Annotated in this window: 21 protein-coding genes and 1 tRNA gene; 16 read left to right on the top strand and 6 right to left on the bottom strand. The window is 63.6% G+C overall.

Features of this window, described 5'->3' with window-relative positions; all coding sequences use genetic code 11:
• Window positions 1-36: 36 nt before the first annotated feature.
• Entirely contained in the window at window positions 37-1,857 is a 1,821-nt protein-coding gene (locus AWB81_RS06820) for an ABC transporter ATP-binding protein (protein ID WP_062633517.1), read from the bottom strand.
• Window positions 1,858-2,729: 872 nt separating this feature from the next.
• On the opposite strand from AWB81_RS06820, the gene AWB81_RS06815 reads away from it, so the two are divergent.
• The 3 genes from AWB81_RS06815 (at window position 2,730) to AWB81_RS06805 (ending at window position 5,455) form a co-directional block, all read left to right on the top strand.
• Window positions 2,730-3,794 (top strand): glycosyltransferase family 4 protein, encoded by a 1,065-nt coding sequence (locus AWB81_RS06815; RefSeq protein ID WP_062633515.1) that lies wholly within the window; start codon window positions 2,730-2,732, stop codon window positions 3,792-3,794.
• 303 nt (window positions 3,795-4,097) lie between these two features.
• Complete coding sequence (locus tag AWB81_RS06810; RefSeq protein WP_062633513.1) at window positions 4,098-4,919, top strand: hypothetical protein; 822 nt, start codon at window positions 4,098-4,100, stop codon at window positions 4,917-4,919.
• Window positions 4,920-4,981: 62 nt separating this feature from the next.
• A complete protein-coding gene (locus AWB81_RS06805) occupies window positions 4,982-5,455 on the top strand; it encodes a DUF2214 family protein (protein WP_062633511.1) in 474 nt (157 codons plus the stop codon).
• A 95-nt stretch (window positions 5,456-5,550) separates the two neighbouring features.
• On the opposite strand, the gene AWB81_RS06800 is transcribed toward AWB81_RS06805, so the two are convergent.
• From AWB81_RS06800 to AWB81_RS06785, 4 genes are all read right to left on the bottom strand, one after another.
• Window positions 5,551-5,625: transfer RNA gene (locus tag AWB81_RS06800), tRNA-Val, on the bottom strand.
• 66 nt (window positions 5,626-5,691) lie between these two features.
• A complete protein-coding gene (gene dnaQ, locus AWB81_RS06795; protein WP_062633509.1) occupies window positions 5,692-6,429 on the bottom strand; it encodes a DNA polymerase III subunit epsilon in 738 nt (245 codons plus the stop codon).
• 25 nt (window positions 6,430-6,454) lie between these two features.
• The gene (gene rnhA / locus AWB81_RS06790; protein WP_062633507.1) at window positions 6,455-6,910 is read right to left on the bottom strand and encodes a ribonuclease HI; all 456 of its coding nucleotides are present in this window, start codon (window positions 6,908-6,910) and stop codon (window positions 6,455-6,457) included.
• Window positions 6,910-7,746: a class I SAM-dependent methyltransferase gene (locus AWB81_RS06785; protein WP_062633505.1), complete on the bottom strand. Its 837-nt coding sequence runs from the start codon at window positions 7,744-7,746 to the stop codon at window positions 6,910-6,912. Before AWB81_RS06785 ends, rnhA begins: the two co-directional genes overlap by 1 nt.
• A gap of 28 nt (window positions 7,747-7,774) precedes the next feature.
• On the opposite strand from AWB81_RS06785, the gene gloB reads away from it, so the two are divergent.
• The 7 genes from gloB (at window position 7,775) to AWB81_RS06750 (ending at window position 17,580) form a co-directional block, all read left to right on the top strand.
• Window positions 7,775-8,578, top strand: a complete 804-nt coding sequence (gene gloB / locus AWB81_RS06780; protein WP_062633503.1) for a hydroxyacylglutathione hydrolase — start codon at window positions 7,775-7,777, stop codon at window positions 8,576-8,578.
• Window positions 8,579-8,736: 158 nt separating this feature from the next.
• A complete protein-coding gene (locus AWB81_RS06775) occupies window positions 8,737-10,305 on the top strand; it encodes a transglycosylase SLT domain-containing protein (RefSeq protein ID WP_062633501.1) in 1,569 nt (522 codons plus the stop codon).
• Between the two features lie 101 nt (window positions 10,306-10,406).
• Window positions 10,407-11,636 carry an MFS transporter gene (locus AWB81_RS06770; RefSeq protein WP_062633499.1) on the top strand — a complete coding sequence of 410 codons (1,230 nt, stop codon included), beginning with the start codon at window positions 10,407-10,409 and terminating at the stop codon, window positions 11,634-11,636.
• A 382-nt stretch (window positions 11,637-12,018) separates the two neighbouring features.
• Complete coding sequence (gene carA, locus AWB81_RS06765) at window positions 12,019-13,158, top strand: glutamine-hydrolyzing carbamoyl-phosphate synthase small subunit (RefSeq protein WP_062633497.1); 1,140 nt, start codon at window positions 12,019-12,021, stop codon at window positions 13,156-13,158.
• A 52-nt stretch (window positions 13,159-13,210) separates the two neighbouring features.
• Window positions 13,211-16,465 carry a carbamoyl-phosphate synthase large subunit gene (gene carB / locus AWB81_RS06760; protein ID WP_062633495.1) on the top strand — a complete coding sequence of 1,085 codons (3,255 nt, stop codon included), beginning with the start codon at window positions 13,211-13,213 and terminating at the stop codon, window positions 16,463-16,465.
• Window positions 16,466-16,585: 120 nt separating this feature from the next.
• Window positions 16,586-17,062 (top strand): transcription elongation factor GreA, encoded by a 477-nt coding sequence (gene greA / locus AWB81_RS06755; protein WP_062633493.1) that lies wholly within the window; start codon window positions 16,586-16,588, stop codon window positions 17,060-17,062.
• Window positions 17,062-17,580, top strand: coding sequence for a DUF4149 domain-containing protein (locus tag AWB81_RS06750; protein ID WP_062633491.1), 519 nt, complete (start codon window positions 17,062-17,064; stop codon window positions 17,578-17,580). Before greA ends, AWB81_RS06750 begins: the two co-directional genes overlap by 1 nt.
• Window positions 17,581-17,652: 72 nt before the next feature.
• Here the strand turns inward: AWB81_RS06750 and AWB81_RS06745 are convergent, their stop codons facing one another.
• The gene (locus AWB81_RS06745) at window positions 17,653-18,183 is read right to left on the bottom strand and encodes a YhbY family RNA-binding protein (protein WP_062633490.1); all 531 of its coding nucleotides are present in this window, start codon (window positions 18,181-18,183) and stop codon (window positions 17,653-17,655) included.
• A 23-nt stretch (window positions 18,184-18,206) separates the two neighbouring features.
• Here AWB81_RS06745 and AWB81_RS44590 point away from each other — a divergent pair, with 23 nt between their 5' ends.
• The 6 genes from AWB81_RS44590 (at window position 18,207) to pstS (ending at window position 24,977) form a co-directional block, all read left to right on the top strand.
• Window positions 18,207-18,563 carry a hypothetical protein gene (locus tag AWB81_RS44590; RefSeq protein WP_143753632.1) on the top strand — a complete coding sequence of 119 codons (357 nt, stop codon included), beginning with the start codon at window positions 18,207-18,209 and terminating at the stop codon, window positions 18,561-18,563.
• Window positions 18,544-19,206: an RlmE family RNA methyltransferase gene (locus tag AWB81_RS06740; protein WP_062633488.1), complete on the top strand. Its 663-nt coding sequence runs from the start codon at window positions 18,544-18,546 to the stop codon at window positions 19,204-19,206. Before AWB81_RS44590 ends, AWB81_RS06740 begins: the two co-directional genes overlap by 20 nt.
• A 184-nt stretch (window positions 19,207-19,390) precedes the next feature.
• Window positions 19,391-21,277 (top strand): ATP-dependent zinc metalloprotease FtsH, encoded by a 1,887-nt coding sequence (ftsH, locus tag AWB81_RS06735; RefSeq protein WP_062633486.1) that lies wholly within the window; start codon window positions 19,391-19,393, stop codon window positions 21,275-21,277.
• A gap of 187 nt (window positions 21,278-21,464) precedes the next feature.
• On the top strand, window positions 21,465-22,250 hold the full coding sequence (gene folP, locus AWB81_RS06730; protein ID WP_374730475.1) for a dihydropteroate synthase: 786 nt from the start codon (window positions 21,465-21,467) through the stop codon (window positions 22,248-22,250).
• Window positions 22,251-22,379: 129 nt separating this feature from the next.
• Window positions 22,380-23,738 carry a phosphoglucosamine mutase gene (gene glmM / locus AWB81_RS06725; RefSeq protein WP_062633483.1) on the top strand — a complete coding sequence of 453 codons (1,359 nt, stop codon included), beginning with the start codon at window positions 22,380-22,382 and terminating at the stop codon, window positions 23,736-23,738.
• A gap of 207 nt (window positions 23,739-23,945) precedes the next feature.
• Entirely contained in the window at window positions 23,946-24,977 is a 1,032-nt protein-coding gene (gene pstS, locus AWB81_RS06720) for a phosphate ABC transporter substrate-binding protein PstS (RefSeq protein ID WP_062633481.1), read from the top strand.
• Window positions 24,978-24,989: the final 12 nt, after the last annotated feature.

Here is a 24,989-nt window from a genome sequence, read left to right as displayed (position 1 = left end):
GAAAAGGGGCGCTTTTCGAAGCGCCCCTTTTTGATTTCAGGCCGGCTGCTGCGAAGGCACCGGCGCTACCGGAAGCTTGCCGTGCTGCTTCGACAGCAGTTCGCGATACAAGCCCGGCCGGTCGCGCAGTTCCTGCGGCGAGCCGTCGTCGATCACCTTGCCCGAACTCATCACGATGATCCGGTCGAAGTTCTGCAGCGTCGAAAGGCGGTGCGCGATCGCGATCACCGTGCGGCCGACCATCAGCCGGTCGAGCGCCTGCTGAATCGCTTCTTCCGACGAGCTGTCGAGTGCGGAGGTCGCCTCGTCGAGGAGCAGGATCGGCGCATTCTTCAGGATGGCGCGCGCGATCGCGATTCGCTGGCGCTGGCCGCCGGACAGCTTCACGCCCCGATCGCCGACGATCGTGTCGAATCCTTCCGGCATCGCCTCGATGAAGTCCGTGCAGCGCGCCTCGCGGGCGGCCGCCAGCACTTCCTCGCGGCTCGCGTCCGGGCGCCCGTACGCGATGTTCTCGTACACCGTACGGTGGAACAGCGAAATGTCCTGTGGCACGAGCGCAATCGACTGGCGCAGGCTGTCCTGCGTGATCGACTGGATGTCCTGTCCGTCGATCCGGATCGTGCCGCCCTGCGGCTCGTAGAAGCGCTGCAGGAGCGCGAGCACGGTCGACTTGCCCGCGCCCGATTTGCCGATCAGCCCGACGCGCTGGCCCGGCTCGATGTGCAGGTGGAAGGTGTCGAGAATCGGGCGGCGGCGCGGATACGCGAACGTCACGCCCTCGAAATCGACCCGCCCGCCCTGCGGCACGAGTTCGGTCGCGTCCGAGCGGTCCGGCATGCCGTGCGGTTCGAGCAGCGTCTGCACGGCCTCCGAAAGGCGCGCGACGTGCTGCGTGACATCGACCAGCGCGACGGCCAGATCGCGCGTGCCGTGCAGGATCGTGAAGCCGAGCGAACTGACGAGCACGATGTCGCCGGATGTGGCCCTGCCCTGCGACCACAGCCACAGCGCCCAGCCGAGCAGGCCGGCCGAGAGGATCGCGGTCACGACCGCGTGGAAAAGCCGCAGCTTTTCCAGATACAGCAGGCTTTGCTGGCGCGCGACCATTTCAGCCTTCACGGTCGAGCCGAAGCGCTTCTGCTCCCGGAAGGTCATGCCAAAGGCCCGCACGAGCGCCATGTTGCCGATCACGTCGACGAGTTCGCCGTCGACGGAAGCCGCCTTCGACGCGAAGTTGTGATGCCGCGCCGAGCCGCGCTTCGCGAGCCGGTACAGGATGAACGAGAGAATCGCCGACGCGAGCATCAGGCCGCCCGCCATCAGCGGATTCACGGTGACGATCATCACGATCGCGCCGAACACCGCGATGCACGGCGGCAGGACGTTCCACGCCATCACGTTCTCGGATGTGTAGATCGCGTTCGACGTCGCCGTGATCCGGCTCGCGAGCATGCCGGGCTGTTTCTCGGAGAAGTAGGTGGGCGAGTGGCCGCTCAGGTACTGGAAGAGGTCGCGGCGCAAGTCGCCCGTCACGGTGACGAACGCATGCGCGCCGACCCAGCCGCCTACGCGCCACAGCATGTTGTCGGCGGCGATCAGCCCGACCAGGATCATGAACGCGCCCCAGAGGGGGCCCGGATGTCCGCGGCCCTGGCCGAGCACGTCGATCAGGTGCTTGATCGCGTACTGCGAGGCGAGGGCGCATCCGACCGCGGCAAACACGCTGATGAGAACGGTGGCGTGGGCGATCGGGTGACGGCGGATGTAACGGAGCAGGAACGCAAGCGGGCGATGCGCATAGCTCGCTAGCCTGGCGTTGTGCGCGTTACGCTGGGAGACAGTGAGTTGGTCCAATTGGTCGTTTTTTGGTCGTAGATCGGTTGAGCTCGTAATGGGCCTGAGTACGGTGCCGCCATCGTCGAGAAAGTTGACGCGGCGCCGGCGTGCGATCCCTGGCTGAATTGTAGCCAGTTATGTGAAGGGACAAAGAAGCCAAAATCGCCTGCGGGCCCCAGCGCACACGCCCAGATCGCCTTTGCACGCGATTCCTGACGCGGATCGCGCGTTGTTCGGGCGCGGCGCATTGTAAGCAATGCGCGCCCCAATGAGGCATCGGGCAGGCCACCAGCGGACGTCCGGCCGTCGACATGGCCACGTCGGCCGACCGTCGGCGGTCGTCGCGTGCGCCTGGCGCGGCAGCGTCATCGATTGCACGACGGAGCACAACCCGGGCCCGCAGGCACTCTGCGCGACTCACGCATCGAGAGAAAGTATGGGCAGCAGGCAAAACGCCCTGCGCCCGCGCGAACAGACGCTTCCCAATGTAGAACAGCCTTAATAAACAGGGGTTTGCAAAGTGTTTCCCCTTTGTAACAAGGTAAATAAGTTGAAATGACTACGCGATCGGCGTGTAAAAACCACCATAATCCGCTACGGGTTTGCCCCTAGGATTTTTGACAGGTTTCTGTAGGTTCCGGTCAACCCGCCCGACACTTACGCGTTTATTGCTGGTGCGCGGCGGATTCAGAGATGGAATCACAATTGCTCTGGTCAGCCATCCGCGCGAAAACCTGGTGATCAGCGAACCTTCGCTTTTTCACTCGAGCATCAGATCACGCCGCTGGATTTGTGCCAGCGGACGCTTCCGCCCGAGCCGAGCGATTCGCTTCCGATACTTCGACACGACACGTAGTACTTAGCCTGAATCTTTATTAGGAGTTTCCGACATGCGAATCGCTCAAATCGCGCCCCTCCACGAAGCCGTTCCCCCGAAGCTCTACGGCGGCACGGAACGCGTGGTGTCTTACCTGACCGAGGCCCTGGTGGACGCCGGGCACGACGTCACGCTGTTCGCGAGCGGTGATTCGCAAACGTCCGCAAAGCTCGAAGCCTTCTGGCCGCAGGCGCTGCGCCTCGACCCGACCATCCGCGACACGATGGCGCCCCACATGCTCCTGCTGGAAGAAGTGCGCCGCCGCGCGGACGAATTCGACGTGCTGCATTTCCACATCGATTACTACCCGTTCTCGCTGTTCGCGCGCCAGCCGGTGCCGTTCCTGACGACCCTCCACGGCCGTCTAGACCTGCCCGAACTGCAGCCGATCTTCAACACGTTCAACGACGTGCCGGTCGTTTCGATCTCGGACAACCAGCGTCAGCCGCTGCCGCAGGCGAACTGGCTGTCGACGGTGTATCACGGCCTGCCGGAAAACCTGCTGAAGCCGATTCCCAACGTCGAACCGGGCTACCTGGCGTTCCTCGGCCGCATTTCGCCGGAAAAGCGCGTCGATCGCGCGATCCGGATCGCGCAAGCCGCGGGCATGAAGATCAAGATCGCCGCGAAGCTCGACAAGGCCGACCGCGCCTACTATGAAGAGCAGATCAAGCCGCTCTTCGCGCTGCCGCACGTCGAATACATCGGCGAAATCAACGAGCAGCAGAAGACCGAATTCCTCGGCAACGCGCACGCGCTGCTGTTCCCGATCGACTGGCCGGAGCCCTTCGGCCTCGTGATGATCGAGGCGATGGCCTGCGGCACACCGGTGATCGCGTTCAACCGCGGTTCGGTGCCGGAAGTGATCGAGAACGGCGTGTCGGGCTTCGTCGTCGAGGACGAACTGAGCGCGATCGCAGCGGTCAAGCGTCTCGACACGCTGCCGCGCGCGAAGGTGCGCAAGGCGTTCGAAGAGCGCTTCTCGTCGAAGGTCATGGCCCAGCGCTATGTCCAGTCGTATGAAGAACTGCTGCGCCAGAAGCGCCGCACCGTGCTGCGCGAAGTCAACGCGGGCTAAGCCCGACTGACAGGCGGTTCGTCCACGAGCCGCCTGAGCGCTGCCATCAAAAACGCCCCGCGAACCGCAAGGTTCACGGGGCGTTGTCACAATCGCACATAATTGCGCGGTTTTCGCCCGCAATTCCGCCGTGCGACATGAAATCGAAAGCCCCGGCGGCAATCTCCCTATAATGTCCGGGCTTCGCGCAACGCGGGGCAGACCGTGGCCCGCGACGGGCCGGAATCCGGCCGGGATCGGACTGCGACCGCTTCCGGTGATCGTCGAATCGGCCGGCATGAACCGTGGACAGGAGCGAATGTTTTGGCGAGAACGAAGCAAACCAGCGCGACCCCGGCTCCGGGCGCCGGCACCGTCTTCGCGCTGCGGGCGATCGGGCTCGTGCTCGTCGCGCGATGGGTGTTCTCGATGTCGCAGATGGGATATGTGTCGTCGCTGCGCGCGATGACGTCCTCGCCGTGGGCCTGCGTCAATCTCGTCTTGCTGTTTCTCCTGATTTTCCTGCCCGGTGCGCGGGCGCGCGCCGAGCGGCCGTTGCATCCGCTGCCACAGTGGCTGCGTCAGTCGTTGCGCCTGCTCGCCATGCTGACATTCGGTTTCGCGGTGTTTTCGGTCGGGCTCTTTACGTGGCACGCGGGCTGGCGGCGCGCGGTGCACGCGCTCGCGGAATCGAATGGCTGGCTTGTCGTGGCGCCTGCGCTGTACGCCGTCGTCATGTGGATCTGCCGGCCGCGCGCGCTGTGGCGCACGAATATCGCGGCACGGCGCTTCGCCATCGGCCGCTATGCCATCTCGCTCGATCCGACGACGGGCACGGCCGTCGTCTGGGCCGAGAGCCGCAAGCTCGGGCAATACGATGCGCGGGAGCTGTCGGTGAAATGGCCGCAGGCCGCCGGCGGCAATGGCGTTTCCGAGGACGCCGCGGCCGTGCCCGCGCCATCGCTTTTCCCGGCGCGGCAGCGCGGCTGGCGAGGCGCCTTTTCGAGCCGTCCCAAAATGGAATTGCTGTGGGACTCGCCGGCGGCTGCCGGCCACAACCGGACGACGGTTTTCCGCGCACCGCTTTCGAGCGAAGGCGACCGCAGCGCCGCCCGCGCACTCGACAGCACACTGCGGCAGGTCTGAGCGGCCGGGTGCCGTCGCGCGGGTATCGTCACGACTTTCTTGTCTGCACAGGGAGGGGGAGCATGATGCTACGTTGGTCGCTGGCCGCGATTCACCTGCTCGCATTCGGCTTCGCGTTCGCGTCGGTGCTGGCGCGCGCCCGCGCGTTGCGAAAACTCGATGCATCCAACACGCTCCACGCTAACGCAACTAGCCTGCGCGACGTTTTTCGCGCCGACGGCGCGTGGGGCATCGCGGCCTTGGTCCTGCTAATCACGGGCGTGATGCGCGCGTTCGGCGGCTTCGAGAAGGGCGGTTCGTACTATCTGCACGAGCCGCTTTTTCACTTGAAAATGACGGCGCTCGTGCTGATCCTGTTCGTTGAAATCACGCCGATGATGGCGCTGATCCGATGGCGTGTCGCCGCGGCGCATGGCGGCGCGATCGACCTCGGACGCGCCCGGCGCTTCGCGTGGATGAGCGACCTGGAAGCCGGTCTCGTGATCGTGATGGTGATCGCGGCGAGCGGGATGGCGCGGGGCGTGTGGGCGGGCTAACCTGAAAAATCGGCGCTGAAAGTAAAAACCCCGGCGCCTTGCAGCGCCGGGGTTTTCCGGCAGATGTTCCGGACTGCAAACGCCTGCCTCTATCGTGGTGGGTAGTACTGGGATCGAACCAGTGACCCCTGCCGTGTGAAGGCAGTGCTCTACCGCTGAGCTAACCACCCGAAGAAACGAAATTATGTCAGGGATTATCGCGTTCGTAAAGTGATTCTTTAAAGCAATGCGCGAATTTATGCGGCCGCCTCGGCATTTTCCACCACCGCCGGCTCCGCCCGCCAGACGCTCGTGCCCTTCATGGCCTTGTCGAGGCCATGAAGCACGGATTCGTGCGCGCTTACTTCTTCGCTGCTCGCGGTGATCACGACCAGATCGAGATCGTCGAGCGCGATGCGCGGCGAAAGCGTCGTGCCCGCCGCCGGAACCTCGCCCAGCATGTCGATGACGAGGCTTTCCTGGCCGCGCGTCATCGCGAGATAGACCTCCGCGAGCAGTTCCGAGTCGAGCAGCGCGCCGTGCAGCGTGCGATGCGCGTTGCTGATGCCGAACCGGTCGCACAGCGCATCGAGCGAATTGCGCTTGCCGGGGAACATCTGCTTCGCCTGCACGAGCGTGTCGATCACGCCGCCGCAGCATTCCGTCATGCGCGGCAGTCCGAGCAGCCCGAATTCGACATCCAGAAAGCCTATGTCGAACGGCGCGTTGTGAATGATCAGCTCGGCGTCCGCGATGAAATCGCGTAGTTGCGCGGCAATTTCGGCGAATTTTGGCTTGTCGCTCAGAAATTCGGTCGTCAGGCCGTGCACCGCGAGCGCGCCCGGATCGCTGTCGCGCTCCGGATTGACGTAGAAGTGCAGGTTATTGCCGGTGAGTCGCCGGTTGATCAGCTCGACGCAGCCGATTTCGATTATGCGGTCGCCCGTGCGGGCATTGAGGCCGGTGGTTTCGGTATCGAGTACGAGTTGGCGCATTGGCTTCGGTTGGCTTCGTGTCAGGTTAGTCGGCGAGGGACGTCACGCCGCGGTTCGCGAGCGCATCGGCGCGTTCGTTTTCAGGGTGGCCGGAATGGCCCTTCACCCATCGCCATTCGATCTGATGCTGCCCGACGAGCCCGTCGAGCCGCTTCCAGAGGTCGGCGTTCTTGACGGGCGTCTTCGCGGCCGTCATCCAGTTTTTCTTCTTCCAGCCGTGGATCCATTCGCTGATGCCTTTCTGCACATATTGCGAGTCGGTGTGGATCACGGCGTGGCACGGCCGCTTGAGCGCTTCGAGCGCCGCAATCACGGCCATCAGTTCCATGCGGTTGTTGGTGGTCGCGGCTTCACCGCCGAACAGTTCCTTTTCCTGCGCACCGAAGCGCAGCAGGGCGCCCCAGCCACCGGGACCGGGATTGCCCTTGCAGGCGCCGTCGGTGTAGATGTCGATTACTTTTTGTGCGGAGTCTGAAGTCATCAATGCTCGTTGCGGGTGTGCGGGGTCGCGACCGGGGCGAGTCCCGGCGCGAGGGCGGGCTTTTTCAGCTTGCGCGGGCCGATCAGGCGCATGCCGCGCACGCGCTTGATCGCCGTGATCATGTAGGCGGCGCCGAAGATCGGCCACCAGCGGTCGCCGGCCGCTTCCATGAACTGATAGCGCTGCAGCCATTTTTCGGCGACGAGCGGCGGACGATAGCAGCCGAAGCGTCCGCGTTCAAGGTCGAATCCGAGCAGCTTGATCCAGTCCTTGATGCGGGTGAACGCGATCATGTCGTGCGCATCCGGCACGAACGGCCGTCCAGCGACCTTCCCGAGCGACTGCCGCGCACCCCAGAGACTCAGCGAATTGAAGCCGAGGATGATTAACTGGCCTTCCGGCATCAGCACGCGCTCGGCTTCGCGCAAAAGCCGGTGCGGATCGCTCGTGAATTCGAGCGTGTGCGGCAGCACAAGCAGATCGACGCTCTGCGCTTCGAACGGCAAATCGAGCAGGTCGCACCAGACCGTGCTGCGGCCCTCCGGCGCGTGCAGCCCGCGGCTCGCCGACGGCAGCGACGCGACACCCGGCCGCGGATTCGCGATTGGACAACTAAAAGGCGCGCTGGCGCCGCTCGCGGCGTCCAGCACGAGCGCGCGGCCGGTCATGCGGTTCTCGCGCAGCGCGTCGAGCTGCGGCATGCCGAGCTGCAGCGCGTGGTAGCCGAAGATGTCGGACACCACGCGATCGAGCTGTTCCTGCTCCCAGTCGAGGACGTAGCGTCCGGGCGCGGAGCCGGTCCAGGCGGGCCAGTCTATAATCGATCGGTCAGACATTCGGGGTTGCCGCCTTCTAGAACTCGCTATGAAAATCCTTGAATACGTGCCGGTGCCGGCATTCGAAGACAACTACATCTGGCTCGTGTCCGACGGCAGCGACGCCGTCGTGGTCGATCCCGGCGATGCCGCGCCCGTCGAAGCCTATCTGGCGAAACGCGGCTGGAGGCTGACCGCTATTTTACTCACGCACCATCATCACGACCACGTCGGCGGCGTCGGCGACCTGGTCGCCAGCCGTTCGGACGACGGCGGCATCCCCGTGTACGGCCCGGCGGGCGAGCGTATCGAGCATCTCACGGCGCGCCTGAAAGAGGGCGATTCGGTGAGTATCGCGAGTCCGGCGCTGGAAGTTTCGGTGATCGACGTTCCCGGGCACACCGCCGGCCACATCGCGTATTTTCAGAAGGCGGACCCGCACGGCACGCCGCACCTCTTTTGCGGCGACACGCTGTTCGCGAGCGGCTGCGGGCGTCTGTTCGAAGGCACGCCGCAGCAGATGCTCGCGTCGCTCGATTCGCTCGCGGCGCTCCCCGAGAACACGCAGGTGCATTGCGCGCACGAGTACACGCTTTCGAACATCCGCTTCGCGCTCGCGTGCGATCCCGCCAACGGCGCGCTCGCGCGCTGGCAGGAGGACGCGCAGGCGCTGCGCGCGTCGGGCAAGCCGACCCTGCCCACCACGATCGGCCACGAGCGATCGGTGAACCCGTTCCTGCGCGTGGACGATGCCGATGTCCAGGCGACACTCGCCGCGCATTACAAGCACGCGGTTTCGGACCGGCTCGAAGCATTTCGGCTGATGCGTGGCTGGAAGGATAAGTTCCGCTAACCCGCAGGAAGTTGGGGCGAACTTCATCCGAAACGTGGGAAACGTCGCCAGATCGCGGATTTTGTTCGCATTTCTGTCTTTTATATTGACGTCTGCAGTGCGCTTCCGTACCATCGGCTCCAAATTTCCAAGCATAATTTTTGGAATCCGAGACGTTCATGCGACAGATTCTTAGTGCGCTACTCGTCCTCACGCTGGCCGCCTGTGCCAGCCAGGGACCGACAGCGCCCAATTCCCTTTCTTCACTTCCCTCCGCTTCCAAGCAGCAAGCCGTAGCTGACACGATCCGCCGAACCGCAGCCGCCAAGGAAACGATCAACGTCGACAAGACGTCGGTCGATTCGCTCGCGAGCGGCGACGCCGACCTGTGGGGCCGGATTCGTCGCGGCTTCCAGATTCCCGATTTGCAAAGCGACCTCGTCGACATGCAGGTGAGCTGGTATGCGCAACGTCCGGACTACGTCGAACGGATGACGGGACGTTCCCAGAAATATCTGTATCACATCGTCGAGGAGCTCGAAGCGCGGCACATGCCGACCGAACTCGCGCTGCTGCCGTTCATCGAGTCGGCGTTCAATCCGCAGGCGCTCTCGGTGGCGAAGGCCGCGGGAATGTGGCAGTTCGTGCCGGGCACCGGCCGCGACTACAACCTGAAACAGAACATGTGGCAGGACGAGCGGCGCGACGTGCTCGCGTCGACGAGCGCGGCGCTCGATTACCTCTCGCGCCTGCACGACATGTTCGGCGACTGGCATCTGGCGCTCGCCGCCTACAACTGGGGCGAGGGCAACGTGCAGCGCGCGATCGCGCGCAACGAGGCGGCGGGCCTGCCCACCGACTACGAAAGCCTGCGCATGCCGAACGAGACGCGCAACTACGTGCCGAAGCTGCAGGCAGTGAAGAACATCGTCTCGAACCCGCAGATGTACGGCCTCGCGCTGCCTGACATTCCGAATCACCCGTATTTCGTGACGGTCACGACTTCGCGCGACATCGACGTGACGATGGCGTCGAAGCTCGCCGGAATGCCGATCGAGGAATTCCGCTCGCTGAATCCGTCGTTTGCGAAGCCGGTGATTCTCGGCGCGACGAATCCGCAGATCCTGCTTCCCTTCGACAACGCCACCGCCTTCCAGCGCAACCTGAAGTCGTACACGGGCGCGCTGTCGTCGTGGACTACTTATACGGTCACCGAGCGCGCGCGGCCGGCGGCGATTGCCGAAAAAATCGGCGTCGATGCGGATACGCTCATGTCGGTCAACCGCATTCCGGCTGGCATGCGCCTGAAGCCGGGCTCGACGATCGTCGTCCCGCGCAACGACGACGACGACGAGGACATCAGCGCCGACGTAGCCGAGAGCGCGGTGCTGGCCGTCGAGCCGGACGTGCCCGACACGCGCAAGATGGTGATCCGCGTGCGCCGCCAGTTGAAGGCGTGGAACCGGACGCACCGCGATGTCGTGATGCCGGGGCAGGCGCTCGTGCTGCACGTGCCGGTCGGCCGCGCGGTGCCGGCGGAGCCGGGGCCGGTGCGCGTCGAGACCGTGTCGGCGACGAGCCGTTCAAGCGGCGGCGTGACCAAGATCGGCACCCATGTGCCGGCGTCGAAATCCTCGCGATCGACGAAATCCGCGGGCACGGTCACCAAGGTGTCGGCGAAGAGCGAACCGAAGACGGTCAAGCCAGCAGCGGCGTCGCCGAAGACCGCGAAGAGCAAGAAGAAGTAAGCGCCCACGATTGATCCCACGCCGTCACCAAGGTGACGGCGTTTTCATTTCCGCGCCGCAGTTAAACTCCTGCTTTAAAAACCAAAAAGCGGCTGCATCGAATGACGTCCTCCGTTCGTCTGCGTGTGTTCTTCCTGTTCGCCGCCGGATACTTCGTTTCCTATGTGTTTCGTGGCGTAAACCTGGGCTTCGCGCCGCTCATTACCCACGAACTTGGCCTGTCCGCCACCGATCTCGGCCTCCTCACGTCGCTTTATTTCATCGGCTTCGCGCTCGCGCAGATTCCCGTCGGTGTGCTGCTCGACCATTTCGGTCCGCGCCGGGTCACGGCCGGCATGCTGATGTTCGCGGCGCTCGGCATCTGGGTCTTCGGCATGGCGCACGGGCTCGCCGTAATGATGGCGGGGCGGCTTCTGATCGGCGTGGGCGTTTCGGTGTGTCTTAGCGCGGCGTTCAAGGCGTCCGCGCAATTCTTCCCGGTTGCGCGCCTGCCGCTCGTCAACGGGCTGACGATGGCCGTCGGCGGGCTGGGCGGTGTCGTCGTCGGGTCGCCGCTCGCTTCGCTCCTCGCGATCACGGACTGGCGCAGCGTGTGTGCCGGCCTTGGCGTTTTCACGGTGCTGGTCGCCGCGGCGATCCTGTTCTTCGCCGCCGACAAGCGTGGCCCGCACCATCAGGCGGACATCATCACCCAATTCAAGGGCACCTGGTACATCCTGAAGAGCGCGGTGTTCTGGAAGATCGCGTCGTTTTCCGTCGTGACGCAGGGCGTGTTCTACGCGATGCAGTCGCTGTGGATTCGCCCGTATCTGCTCGACGTGATGGGCCTTACGCCGGGTCACACGGCGGCGCTCGTCTCCGTGCTCGGCTTCGCGATGATGGCCGGTTGCATCGGCTTCGGCGCGGCGGCGCGCGGACTGGAGCGGCGCGGCGTCTCGGTGTACGCGTTCTGCGGCATCGGCATGGCGCTCTACGTGCTCGTGCAGGTGCTGATGCTGTTTCGCGCGCCGTTGCCGCCCGCGCTCCTGCTCGCCGCCTACGGTGTCTTCGGAGGCACGGGCATCCTGAGCTATGCGGTGCTCGCCGAATACTTCCCTTCGCACATGATCGGGCGCGGCAACACGACGCTCACGCTCGTGATCTTCGTGCTGATTTTCGCGTTCCAGGTGGGCATCGGCAGCGCGCTGTCGCTCTGGCCCATCGCGGACGGACACTATCCGGCGATCGCCCATCAGACCGCGTGGGGCGTTCTTATCGTGCTGCAGCTTGCGAGCGCGATCTGGTACGTTCTCCCGAGTCGCGTGCTGCAAAAGACGCGCGCCGTCCCCTGATCTCGTAATCGGGCCGATACGGCGGGCAAGGGCGTCAGCAGGCGCTTCTGGAACGCGTCTTGCGTCCGGACAGTCTCAAAATTTGGCGGAAGGGGTGGTTCCGGGCTATAATTCGAAGGTTTGAGCACATCAACCCGCACCCTAGCGCCTACCTCCCACACACCGTTCATCCGCCGCGCCTTGTAGCACGCGCCGCATGCCGCCGAGTACCTGCGCCGACCGTTTCGCCCCGTGCGAACCCGGACCGCACGAGCCACCGCCGCGAATCATGCGCCCGCCTGCAAGCCACGCGATGCGGGTCTGCGCGCGCCTCAAGCTGCGCGCGACCTCGACAAAGCGGATAGACAGGTCGGCAACAGGGTGTTCCCCCAAGGAGCCTCCCGTGTTGCCGTCATTTTCCCCAGCAATTCTCGCACTCGCCGACGGCACGGTCTTTCGTGGTCATTCGATCGGCGCCTCCGGGTCGACGATCGGCGAAGTGGTGTTCAACACCGCGATCACCGGCTATCAGGAGATCCTCACCGATCCGTCCTACGCCCGCCAGATCGTTACGCTGACCTATCCGCACATCGGCAACGTCGGCGTGAATGCCGAGGATGTCGAAGCCACCAAAGTCCATGCCGCCGGCCTGATCATTCGCGACCTGCCGGTGCTCGCGTCGAATTTCCGCTCGGAACAGTCGCTGTCCGATTACCTGAAGGCGCAGGGCGTCGTCGCGATCGCGGGCATCGACACGCGCAAGCTCACCCGCATCCTGCGCGACAAGGGCGCGCAAAACGGCTGCATCCTCGCCGGCACTGACGAAGCGAAAGCGCTTGAACTCGCGCGCTCGTTTCCGGGCCTCGCGGGCATGGACCTCGCGAAAGTCGTGTCGACGAAGGAAACCTACGACTGGTCGCAGACCGAATGGCGACTCGAATCCGGCTACGGCAAGCTGGAAACGCCGAAGCATCGCGTCGTCGCATTCGACTACGGCGTGAAGTACAACATCCTGCGCATGCTCGCCGAGCGCGGCTGCCAGGTCACGGTGCTGCCCGCGCAGGCAACCGCCGCCGACGCGCTCGCGCTCAACCCGGACGGCATCTTCCTGTCGAACGGCCCGGGCGATCCTGAGCCGTGCGACTACGCGATTGCCGCCACGCGCGAATTCATCGCGCGCGGCATTCCGACCTTCGGCATCTGCCTCGGCCATCAGATCATGGGCCTCGCGGTCGGCGCGAAAACCATGAAGATGAAGACGGGCCACCACGGCGCGAACCACCCGGTGAAGGATCTCGAAGACGGGCGCGTCGTCATCACGTCGCAGAACCACGGCTTCGCGGTCGATGCGTCGACGCTGCCCGCCAACGCGAAGGTCACGCACGTGTCGCTCTTCGACGGCACGCTGCAAGGCTTCGCGCTCACGGACAAACCCGCGTTCTGCTTCCAGGGCCATCCGGAAGCGTCGCCGGGGCCGAACGACATCGCGTATCTGTTCGACCGCTTCGTCAGGCTGATGGAATCGTCGAAGGTCGCGGCTTAAGTTACGCGCGAAAGAAAGCACAGAACACAGCACCACATTACCGAGAGCAGTTATGCCGAAGCGGACAGACATCAAGAGCATCCTCATCATCGGCGCGGGACCGATCATCATCGGCCAGGCGTGCGAGTTCGACTATTCGGGCGCGCAGGCGTGCAAGGCGCTGCGTGAGGAAGGCTACAAGGTCATTCTCGTCAACAGCAATCCCGCGACGATCATGACCGACCCGAACACCGCCGATGTGACCTACATCGAGCCGATTTCGTGGGAAGTGGTCGAGCGCATCATCGCGAAGGAACGCCCGGACGCGATCCTCCCGACGATGGGCGGCCAGACCGCGCTCAATTGCGCACTCGATCTTTTCCATCACGGCGTGCTGGAGAAGTACAAGGTCGAGTTGATCGGCGCGTCGCCGGAAGCGATCGACAAGGCGGAAGACCGCCAGAAGTTCAAGAACGCGATGACGAAGATCGGCCTCGGTTCGGCCAAGTCGGGCATCGCGCATTCGATGGAAGAAGCGCTTCACGTGCAGGCCGACATCGCGGCGGCCACCGGCAGCGGCGGCTATCCGACCGTGATCCGTCCGTCGTTCACGCTCGGCGGTTCGGGCGGCGGCATCGCGTACAACAAGGAAGAGTTCGAGGAAATCTGCCGTCGCGGGCTGGATCTTTCGCCGACACGCGAACTGCTGATCGAAGAGTCGCTGCTCGGCTGGAAAGAGTATGAGATGGAAGTGGTCCGCGACACGAAGGACAACTGCATCATCGTCTGCTCGATCGAAAACCTCGACCCGATGGGCGTGCACACCGGCGACTCGATTACGGTCGCGCCCGCGCAGACGCTCACCGACAAGGAATACCAGATCCTGCGTAACGCATCGCTCGCGGTGCTGCGCGAAATCGGCGTCGATACGGGTGGCTCGAACGTGCAGTTCGCGATCAACCCGAAGGACGGCCGCATGGTCGTGATCGAGATGAATCCGCGCGTCTCGCGCTCGTCGGCGCTGGCCTCGAAGGCGACCGGTTTCCCGATCGCGAAGGTCGCGGCGAAGCTGGCGGTCGGCTATACGCTCGACGAGCTGAAGAACGAAATCACCGGCGGCCAGACGCCGGCATCGTTCGAACCGACCATCGACTACGTCGTCACGAAGATTCCGCGTTTCGCGTTCGAGAAGTTCCGCGAAGCCGATTCACGCCTTACCACGCAGATGAAGTCGGTCGGCGAAGTGATGGCGATCGGCCGCACGTTCCAGGAGTCGTTCCAGAAGGCGCTGCGCGGGCTGGAAGTCGGCGTCGACGGTCTCGACGAGAAGACCACCAGCCGCGACGAAGCGATCCGCGAAATCGGCGAGCCGGGCCCTGACCGCATCTGGTTCCTCGGCGACGCGTTCCGTCTCGGCCTCACGCCGCAGGAAATCTTCGAGGAAACCTCGATCGATCCGTGGTTCCTCGCGCAGATCGAGCAGATCATTCTCAAGGAAAAGGCGCTGCAAGGCCGCACGCTTGAGAGCCTCACGCGTGAAGAGTTGCTGTATCTGAAGCAGAGCGGTTTCTCTGATCGCCGTCTTGCGAAGCTCACCGGTTCGGATCAGACCGCGGTGCGCCGCCGTCGTCACGAACTGAAAGTGCGTCCGGTGTACAAGCGCGTCGACACGTGCGCAGCCGAATTCGCGACCAAGACCGCCTACATGTACTCGACCTACGAGGACGAGTGCGAAGCGAACCCGACGGACAAGAAGAAGATCATGGTGCTGGGCGGCGGCCCGAACCGGATCGGGCAGGGCATCGAGTTCGACTATTGCTGCGTGCACGCCGCGCTCGCGATGCGCGAGGACGGCTATGAAACCATCATGGTCAACTGCAACCCGGAAACGGTTTCCACCGACTACGACACTTCCGACCGCCTGTACTTCGAGTCGTTGACGCTCGAAGACGTGCTTGAGATCGTCGATCTGGAGAAGCCGGTCGGCGTAATCGTTCAGTACGGCGGCCAGACGCCGCTGAAGCTCGCGCTCGATCTCGAAGCGAACGGCGTGCCGATCGTCGGCACGTCGCCGGACATGATCGATGCCGCCGAAGACCGCGAGCGTTTCCAGAAACTCCTGCAGGACCTCAACCTGCGCCAGCCGCCGAACCGCACCGCGCGCGCGGAAGACGAAGCGCTCAAGCTCGCCGAGGAAATCGGCTATCCGCTCGTCGTGCGCCCGTCGTACGTGCTGGGCGGCCGCGCGATGGAAATCGTCCACGAGCCGCGCGACCTCGAGCGCTACATGCGCGAGGCCGTGAAGGTGTCGAACGATTCGCCGGTGCTGCTCGACCGCTTCCTGAACGACGCGATCGAATGCGACGTCGACTGCATCTCGGATGGCGAAGCCGTGTTCATCGGCGGCGTGATGGAGCACATCGAACAGGCGGGCGTGCACTCGGGCGATTCGGCGTGCTCTCTGCCGCCGTACTCGCTGTCGCAGACGACCGTCGACGAACTGAAGCGCCAGACGGGCGCGATGGCGAAGGCGCTGAACGTGATCGGCCTGATGAACGTGCAGTTCGCGATCCAGCAGGTTCCGCAGGACGATGGCACGAAGAAGGACGTGATCTACGTGTTAGAAGTGAATCCGCGCGCATCGCGCACGGTGCCGTACGTGTCGAAGGCGACGGGCCTGCCGCTCGCGAAGATCGCGGCGCGCGCGATGGTCGGCCAGAAACTGGCGGAGCAGGGCGTCACGAAGGAAGTAATTCCGCCGTACTTCAGCGTCAAGGAAGCGGTGTTCCCGTTCGTGAAGTTCCCGGCGGTCGATCCGGTGCTCGGGCCCGAGATGCGCTCGACCGGCGAAGTGATGGGCGTCGGCCAGACTTTCGGCGAGGCGCTCTTCAAGTCGCAACTCGCGGCGGGTTCGCGTCTGCCGGAATCCGGCACGGTGCTTCTGACCGTGATGGACGCCGACAAGCCGAAGGCGGTCGAAGTCGCGCGCATGCTGCACGAACTCGGCTACCCGATCGTCGCGACCAAGGGCACGGCAGCGGCGATCGAGGCGGCCGGCGTGCCGGTGAAGGTCGTGAACAAGGTGAAGGACGGCCGTCCGCACATCGTCGACATGATCAAGAACGGCGAGATCGCGCTCGTCTTCACGACGGTCGACGAAACCCGCGCCGCCATTGCCGACTCGCGCTCCATTCGCATGAGCGCGCAGGCGAACAAGGTCACGTACTACACGACGATGTCGGGTGCGCGGGCCGCGGTCGAAGGGCTGCGCTATCTGAAGGACCTGGAAGTCTATGATTTACAAGGTCTGCATGCTCGCCTAAACTAAGGCCTCGATTATTGGTTTTGGCTTCAAGGGCCGCGGTTAAGCGGCGTCTTCCGATTACCGGGAGATGCACTTAACCGCGGTAATTTTTTTACGGCTGTTTTTTTGTTCTCCGAGTTGTTTATGAGCACAGTTCCATTGACGAAGCGCGGCGCAGAACTCCTGCGCGCGGAATTGCAACGCCTGAAATCGGTCGAGCGGCCGGCGGTCGTGAATTCGATCGCTGAAGCGCGCGCTCAGGGCGATCTGTCGGAAAACGCCGAGTACGACGCGGCAAAGGAAAAGCAGGGATTCATCGAGGGCCGCATCGCCGAGCTCGAATCGAAGCTGGCGGCGGCGCAGGTCATCGACCCGACGACCGTCGAAGCGGAAGGGCGCGTGGTGTTCGGCGCGACGGTCGAACTGGAAGACCTCGATTCGGGTAAAGCGGTGACCTACCAGATCGTCGGCGACGACGAAGCCGACATCGATCACGGCCTCGTATCGATCAGCTCGCCGATCGCGCGGGCGCTGATCGGCAAGAACGAAGGCGATGTGGCGTCGGTGCAGGCGCCGAGCGGCGCGCGCGAGTACGAAATCATCGCCGTTCGATACGTCTGATGGCACATCGACTCTTCCGGATCGTGGCGATGGTGTGGGTCGGCAGCCTGCTGTCGCTTGGCTTCATCGCCGCGCCGGTTCTCTTTCGGATGCTCGAGCGCGCGTCGGCTGGATCGGTGGCGGCGCAGCTCTTTCGCATCGAAGGAATACTGGGCGTGGTGTGCGCGCTGGTCTTGCTGCTGATCGGCAACCGTCAGGTGAAAAGCGGTTTCGCCGACTACAAGCGCGTGCGGTGGATCGTCATGGCGATGCTGCTGTGCGTGCTGATCGGCTATTTCGCCCTGCAGCCGTTCATGGAATCGCTGCGGGTCGCCGCGCAGGAAGCGGGGACCGATCTCGCGCATTCGGCCTATACGCAGCGCTTCGGCATGCTGCATGGCGTGTCGAGCGCGTTTTACGTCGTCGAAAGCCTGCTCGGCATTCTGCTCGTCTGGCGTCTGCCGGGGCAGTCCGCGTCGGGGCCGGTCGTCGCGCGAGGCCAGTCTGCCGCTGTGGCGGCTCGGCGCGTGCGGCGGTGAGTAACAGGCGGCGCCTTGCGATCCGGGCGCCGCGACTTCCTGTCCGGGCAAAGCCCGGCGCAACCACGTTTTTTATTTCGACGCCTGATGGGCGCGCTTGCTGCCCGTCTGGCGCTTTTTCGCGCGCTTGACGTTGCCGCCGGCCGTGACGCGTTCGTTACCGCGCACGAGCAGCTTCTGTTTTTTCGGCTTTTTCACGGCGGGCGCGTCGCGCGTGATCTTCACGGCCTTGACGATGCGGGGCGCGGCACCCTTCGACGGACGCTCCGCGGCTTCGGCGGCGCTCGGCATCGTGGAGCGGCGGGCCGAAGGCTTTTGCGGCGCAGCGCCTTCCGGCCTCCAGATCACGAGCAGCTTGCCGATATGCTGAACAGGCGCGGCGCCGAGGCGATCGCAGATTTCCTCGTACATCGCGACGCGCGCGTCACGATCGTCGCCGAAAACGCGGATCTTGATGAGCTGATGGGCGTCGAGGTGGACTTCGATCTCGGTCAGCACGGCTTCGGTCAGCCCTTCGGCCCCGACGAGAACGACGGGCTTGAGCGCATGAGCCTGCGCGCGAAGATCGGCACGTTGGGCGGGTGAGAGTTTGAGGGCGGACATGAGAATTAACGGACTCGACTAAAATGAGGGATGCTGAAGCGCAAAAGGAGCAAAGCGGCATTGACCGGCTGCGGTCGGGACGATGCGAAAAAGCGCTGACAGCCATTTACCATAAGGCGCACAGCCAGGCGGACGGGGCCCGCCAACGCCTGAAAAACGAAAACGGCGCGGATTATCTGCGAAACGAGACCGTGCGGCACGATGAACAGCGCTCGGCGCAGGTTATCGGCCGACCAGCACTGAATCACCGGTTTCGCCCATGCCTGCCGCACCGCGCGAAGCGGGGCCGGCCAAATAGACGCGTATTATCCGCTAAAAGCATTGCTGGATGCATGATTACGCAGCACGAGTTCATTATTGATGGCAAAAAACCGCTTTAACCATTCGTGGTTGCATGACCACATCAACGATCCCTACGTGAAGCTCGCGCAGCGCGAGGGTTATCGCGCGCGCGCCGCCTACAAGCTGAAGGAGATCGACGAGCAGGACAAGCTGATTCGTCCGGGACAGGTGATCGTCGATCTGGGCTCGACGCCCGGCAGCTGGAGCCAGTACGCGCGCAACAAGCTCGCGCAGGGCGCGAAGCGCGACGCGGAACGCGAGGGGGGCATCGACGGCACGATCATCGCGCTCGACCTCCTGCCGATGGAGCCGATTGCGGACGTCACGTTCATCCAGGGCGACTTCCGCGAGGACGCGGTGCTGGAGCAGCTCAACGAAATCGTCGGCGAGCGCCAGGTGGATCTTGTAATTTCCGACATGGCCCCCAACCTGTCGGGTGTAGCGAGCGCGGATGCCGCGCGGATCGAGCATCTCTGCGATCTCGCGCTGGAATTCTCGCAGAATCACCTGAAACCGGAGGGCGCTTTGCTGGTCAAGTGCTTTCATGGCAGCGGTTACAGCCAGATCGTCGAGAAATTCAAGCACCAGTTCAAGATCGTCGCGCCGCGCAAGCCGAAAGCCTCGCGCGACAAATCGTCTGAAACGTTTATTTTGGGCCGGCAGTTGAAGCGCCTCACGTGAGCGCCCCGTTCGATGGAAGTGGCAAAAAAACGCTAAATTCCAGCGAATGTGCCGAAAAACGGGCCTCCATCGCTATTTGCGTGGTAGAGAATGCTTATGGCAGGGGCTAGCGGACTGGATTAGAATGCTTTCGTGGTGCCGCAAGGTGTATGTAGGCGCCCGTCTATGAGTGAGGAGTGGTGCTTTGAACAACAATATGTTCTCTAAGGCAGCAGTGTGGCTCGTGATCGCACTGGTGCTGTTCACGGTGTTCAAGCAGTTCGATAAGCCCCGCGTCCAGGAAGGTGTGTCGTATTCACAGTTCATGGACGACGCGAAGAACGGCAAGGTTAAGACCGTAACCGTTCAGGGCCGTAATTTGACGGTCACTCCGGCAGATGGCCAGAAATATCAGATCGTGTCCCCGGGCGACATCTGGATGGTCGGCGACCTGATGAAGTATGGCGTACAGGTCAGCGGCAAGGCCGATGACGAACCCAATGCGCTCGTGTCGGCGCTGTACTACCTTGGACCGACGATCCTGATCATCGGCTTCTGGTTCTACATGATGCGGCAGATGCAGGGGGGCGGCAAAGGCGGTGCCTTCTCGTTCGGCAAGTCGCGAGCGCGGCTGATCGACGAGAACAACAACGCAATCAATTTCACCGATGTCGCGGGCTGTGACGAAGCGAAGGAAGAAGTGTCCGAGCTCGTCGATTTCCTGCGCGATCCACAAAAGTTCCAGAAACTGGGCGGCCGAATCCCGCGCGGCGTGCTGCTCGTCGGGCCTCCGGGTACCGGTAAGACGCTGCTCGCGCGCGCCATTGCCGGCGAAGCGAAGGTGCCGTTCTTCAGTATTTCGGGTTCGGACTTCGTGGAAATGTTCGTCGGCGTGGGCGCGGCCCGCGTGCGCGACATGTTCGAGCAGGCGAAAAAGCATGCGCCCTGCATCGTCTTCATCGACGAAATCGACGCGGTCGGCCGTCATCGCGGCGCCGGCATGGGCGGCGGCAACGACGAGCGCGAGCAGACGCTGAACCAGATGCTTGTCGAAATGGACGGCTTCGAGGCGAACTCCGGCGTGATCGTGATCGCCGCGACGAACCGTTCCGACGTGCTCGACAAGGCACTCCTGCGTCCGGGCCGTTTCGACCGCCAGGTGTATGTCGGTCTGCCGGACATCCGCGGTCGCGAGCACATCATGAAGGTGCACCTGCGCAAGGTACCGATTTCAAACGACGTCGACGCATCGGTGATCGCGCGCGGCACGCCGGGTTTTTCGGGCGCCGATCTCGCGAATCTCGTCAACGAAGCTGCGCTTTTTGCGGCGCGTCGCGGCAAGCGCATCGTCGAAATGCAGGACTTCGAAGACGCGAAGGACAAGATCTTCATGGGTCCGGAGCGCAAGTCGGCGGTGATGCGCGAGGAAGAGCGTCGCAATACGGCTTACCACGAGTCCGGTCACGCGGTGGTCGCGAAATTGCTGCCGCATGCCGACCCGGTGCACAAGGTCACGATCATGCCGCGCGGCTGGGCACTCGGCGTGACGTGGCAGTTGCCGGAACATGACCGCGTGAACCTGTATCGCGACAAGATGCTTGAGGAAATCGCGATCCTGTTCGGCGGCCGTGCGGCGGAAGAGGTGTTCCTCAACTCGATGTCGACCGGTGCCTCGAACGACTTCGAGCGCGCGACCAAGATGGCCCGTGACATGGTGACGCGCTACGGCATGTCGGATGTGCTCGGCACGATGGTCTATGTCGATACCGAGCAGGACGGCATGTTCGGCAAGCTGGCATCGAAGACGGTGTCGGAAGCGACGCAGCAGAAGGTCGACGCCGAAATCCGCCGGATTCTCGATGAACAGTATGGCCTTGCGCGCAAATTGCTCGAGGACCACCGCGACAATGTCGAAGCGATGACGAAGGCGCTGCTCGAATGGGAAACCATCGATGCAGACCAGATCAGCGACATCATGGCGGGCCGTCCGCCGCGTCCGCCGAAGAATCTGCCGCCGCCGTCGGGCGATACGCCGAGCAGCGGCAATAGCGGCACTGAGGTCAAGCCGGGCAGCGCAACAGCGCCGGCCTGAGTTTCACCCGATCCGCATGAGGGCTGGTGTGTTCGCACACCGGCCCTTTTTCATTGCCGTCCGAGTGGCGGCCGAACTTGATCAATCCATTCATCAGTCAGATCCCTTGACGACTTCCAAATCGCAATTTCCAACACCGCCGCTGCAATGCGGGCGCTTTGTCTTGAGTTTCGAGCGGCCGCTCGTGATGGGCATCCTGAACGTGACGCCCGACTCGTTTTCAGACGGCGGTCGCTTCCTGGCGCGCGATGACGCAATCAGGCGCGCCGAGGAAATGCTCGCCGACGGCGCCGAGCTCATCGACATCGGCGGCGAATCGACGCGTCCCGGTGCAGTGCCGGTCGCGCTAGACGAGGAACTCGCGCGGGTGATCCCGATCGTCGAGGCGTTGCGGCAGTTGAACGTGCCGCTGTCGGTCGACACGTACAAGCCAGCGGTGATGCGTGCCGCGCTCGACGCCGGTGCGGACATGATCAACGACATCTGGGGCTTCAGGCAGCCCGGTGCGCTCGATGCGGTGCGCGACAGCAACTGCGGACTGTGTGTCATGCACATGCTCGGTGAGCCGCAGACGATGCAGGCAAACGAGCCGGTGTATCGCGACGTCGTCGCGGATGTGCGCGCCTTCTTCGACGAACGCGTGAATGCGCTGACGAATGCGGGAATTGCGCGCGAGCGAATCTGTCTCGATCCAGGGTATGGCTTCGGCAAGACGGAAGCGCACAATTTCGCATTGCTCGCCCACCTCGCGGATACAATTCCGGCCGGCACGAACTACCCGTTGCTTGCCGGCATGTCGCGCAAATCGATGCTCGGTGCCGCGACCGGGCGCAAGAAGGGCGAACGCGTCGCGGCGGGCGTCGCGGCGGCTGTTTGCGCAGCGGAGCGGGGCGCGGCGATCATCCGGGTTCACGACGTCGCGCCGACCGTCGATGCAATGAAGGTCTGGAAGGCAACGAAAGATGCGGCCTGAATCCGGCATCATTGACCGGATAAATGCGCAGAGCAGAGCAGAGCGCTGCGCGAGCGCCGCTTTACAGTTTCATATACAACGGGGACGCATGGCGCGCATCAGCGTCCCATGAGGGAGGGTCGAATCACAATGGCACGTCGCTATTTTGGAACGGACGGAATTCGAGGAAGGGTAGGCGAGGCCCCGATCACGCCGGAATTCGTCCTGCGCCTTGGCTACGCCGCCGGCAAGGTGCTGGCCGGCGCCGACCGCTGGCAGAAGAAGGGCAGCCGCCCGACCGTGCTGATCGGCAAGGACACGCGGGTTTCGGGCTATATGCTCGAGGCCGCTCTGGAGGCGGGTTTTTCGGCCGCGGGCGTCGACGTCATGCTGGCCGGCCCGATGCCCACGCCCGGTATCGCCTATCTGACGCGCGCGCTGCGGCTCGCGGCGGGCGTCGTCATCAGCGCTTCGCATAATCCGTACTACGACAACGGCATCAAGTTCTTCTCCGCCGACGGCAACAAGCTGCCGGACAACGTCGAACTGCAGATCGAAACCCAACTGGAGCAGCCCCTCGACTGCGTGACGTCGGAGCGCCTCGGCAAGGCCCGGCGGCTCGACGACGCCGGCGGCCGCTATGTCGAATTCTGCAAGAGCACGTTTCCGGCGAGCTTCGATCTGCGCGGCATGAAAATCGTGCTCGATTGTGCGCACGGCGCCGCGTACGACGTCGCGCCGAACGTTTTCCACGAACTCGGCGCCGAGGTGATTCCGCTTGGCATCTCGCCGAACGGCTTCAATATCAATGACGGAGTCGGTGCCACCGCACCCGAGGCGCTCGTGCGCGCGGTGCGCGAACATGGCGCGGACATCGGCATCGCGCTGGACGGCGACGCGGACCGCCTGCAGATCGTCGACGCCGACGGGCGTCTCTATAACGGCGACGAGTTGCTCTACGTGCTGGTGAAGGACCGCATCGCGACCGACGGCAAGGTGGAAGGCGCGGTCGGCACGCTGATGACGAACATGGCCGTCGAAGTGGCGCTCAGGGACGTGGGCGTGCAGTTTGAGCGCGCGGCCGTCGGCGACCGCTACGTGCTCGAAAAGCTGCGCGAAAACGGCTGGCAACTCGGCGCGGAAGGGTCTGGCCACATCTTGTCGCTCGACCGGCATTCGACGGGCGACGGCATCGTCTCCGCGCTGCTCGTGCTCGCCGCGATCCAGCGCAGCGGCAAGACGCTCGCCGAACAGCTCGACGGCGTCACACTATTCCCGCAGAAACTGATCAACGTGCGCATGAGCCCGGGCGCCGACTGGAAAAGCAGCGATGCAATCCAGACCGCGATCGCGGGCGCCGAACACGCGCTTCAGGCGCACGGACGCGTGCTGATTCGCGCGTCGGGCACGGAGCCCGTGCTGCGCGTGATGGTCGAGGCCGCTTCGGAAAAGGACGCCATTCGGCACGCGGAAACGATTGCGCAGGTCGTGAAAGACGCGACTTCCTGAGTTTTCGCCAAAACCAGCAAAAAAGCCGCTGCGATTTCGAATCGCAGCGGCTTTTTTGCATTCCGCGTGTGTCTGAACGAGAAAAAATGCCGCCTTTCATAGACGTAAGCCCGTTGTCACGCTGGCTTCACGAACAGTCACATTACTGTCACGGATACTGCCTATGCTTCGCGTTGTCGTGTCATTCGCTCACAACCTGGAGGTCTCATGAAATTGATGCAAACCGCGCTGGCTGGCGTAATCGGCGCATTCGTCGCCATTTCCGCGCAAGCAGCCGATATCACCGGCGCGGGCAGCACCTTCGCAGCACCGATCTACACGAAGTGGGCCGACGCCTACCAGAAGACCGGCGGCGGCAAGGTGAACTATCAGGGCATTGGCTCGTCGGGCGGCGTCAAGCAGATCATCGCGAAGACGGTCGATTTCGCCGGCTCCGACGCGCCGCTGAAGGACGACGAACTCACGAAGCAAGGTCTTTTCCAGTTTCCGACGGTGGTCGGCGGCGTCGTGCCGGTGATCAACGTGCCGGGCGTGAAGGCGGGTGAAGTGACGCTGTCGGGCGAAGTGCTCGGCGACATCTATCTCGGCAAGATCAAGAAGTGGAATGACCCGGCGATCGCCGCGCTCAATCCGAAAGTGAAGCTGCCGGACACGGACATCGCCGTGGTTCGCCGCGCCGACGGCTCGGGAACGAGCTTCATCTGGACGAACTACCTGTCGAAAGTGAACGCGGACTGGAAGTCGAAGGTCGGCGAAGGCTCGACCGTCAACTGGCCGACGGGCACGGGCGGCAAGGGCAATGACGGTGTCGCGGCATTCGTGCAGCGTCTGCCGGGCGCGATCGGCTACGTCGAGTGGGCGTACGCGAAGCAGAACAAGATGACCTACGTCGGCCTGAAGAACGCCGCCGGCACGACTGTCGAGCCGAAGACGGAGACGTTCAAGGCCGCGGCCGCGGGCGCCGACTGGTCGAAGTCGTTCTACCAGATCCTCACGAACGAGCCGGGCAAGGACGCATGGCCGGTCGTCGGCGCGACCTTCGTCCTGCTGCACGCGACGCAGGACAAGCCGGAACAGGGCACGGAAACGCTGAAGTTCTTCGACTGGGCGTTCAAGAACGGCAACCAGGCGGCGAACGATCTCGACTACATCTCGCTGCCGGATTCGGTGGTCGCGGAAATTCGCACGCAATGGAAGGCAAAGGTCAAGGATGCGTCGGGCAAGGCAGTCGCGCAGTAACGCATGTCTGAA

The organism is Caballeronia arationis (assembly GCF_001544975.2).
GTDB classification, from domain to species: Bacteria; Pseudomonadota; Gammaproteobacteria; order Burkholderiales; family Burkholderiaceae; genus Caballeronia; species Caballeronia arationis.
Note: the sequence above shows the minus strand (reverse complement) of the source record. Positions and strands in the feature narration are given on the sequence as shown.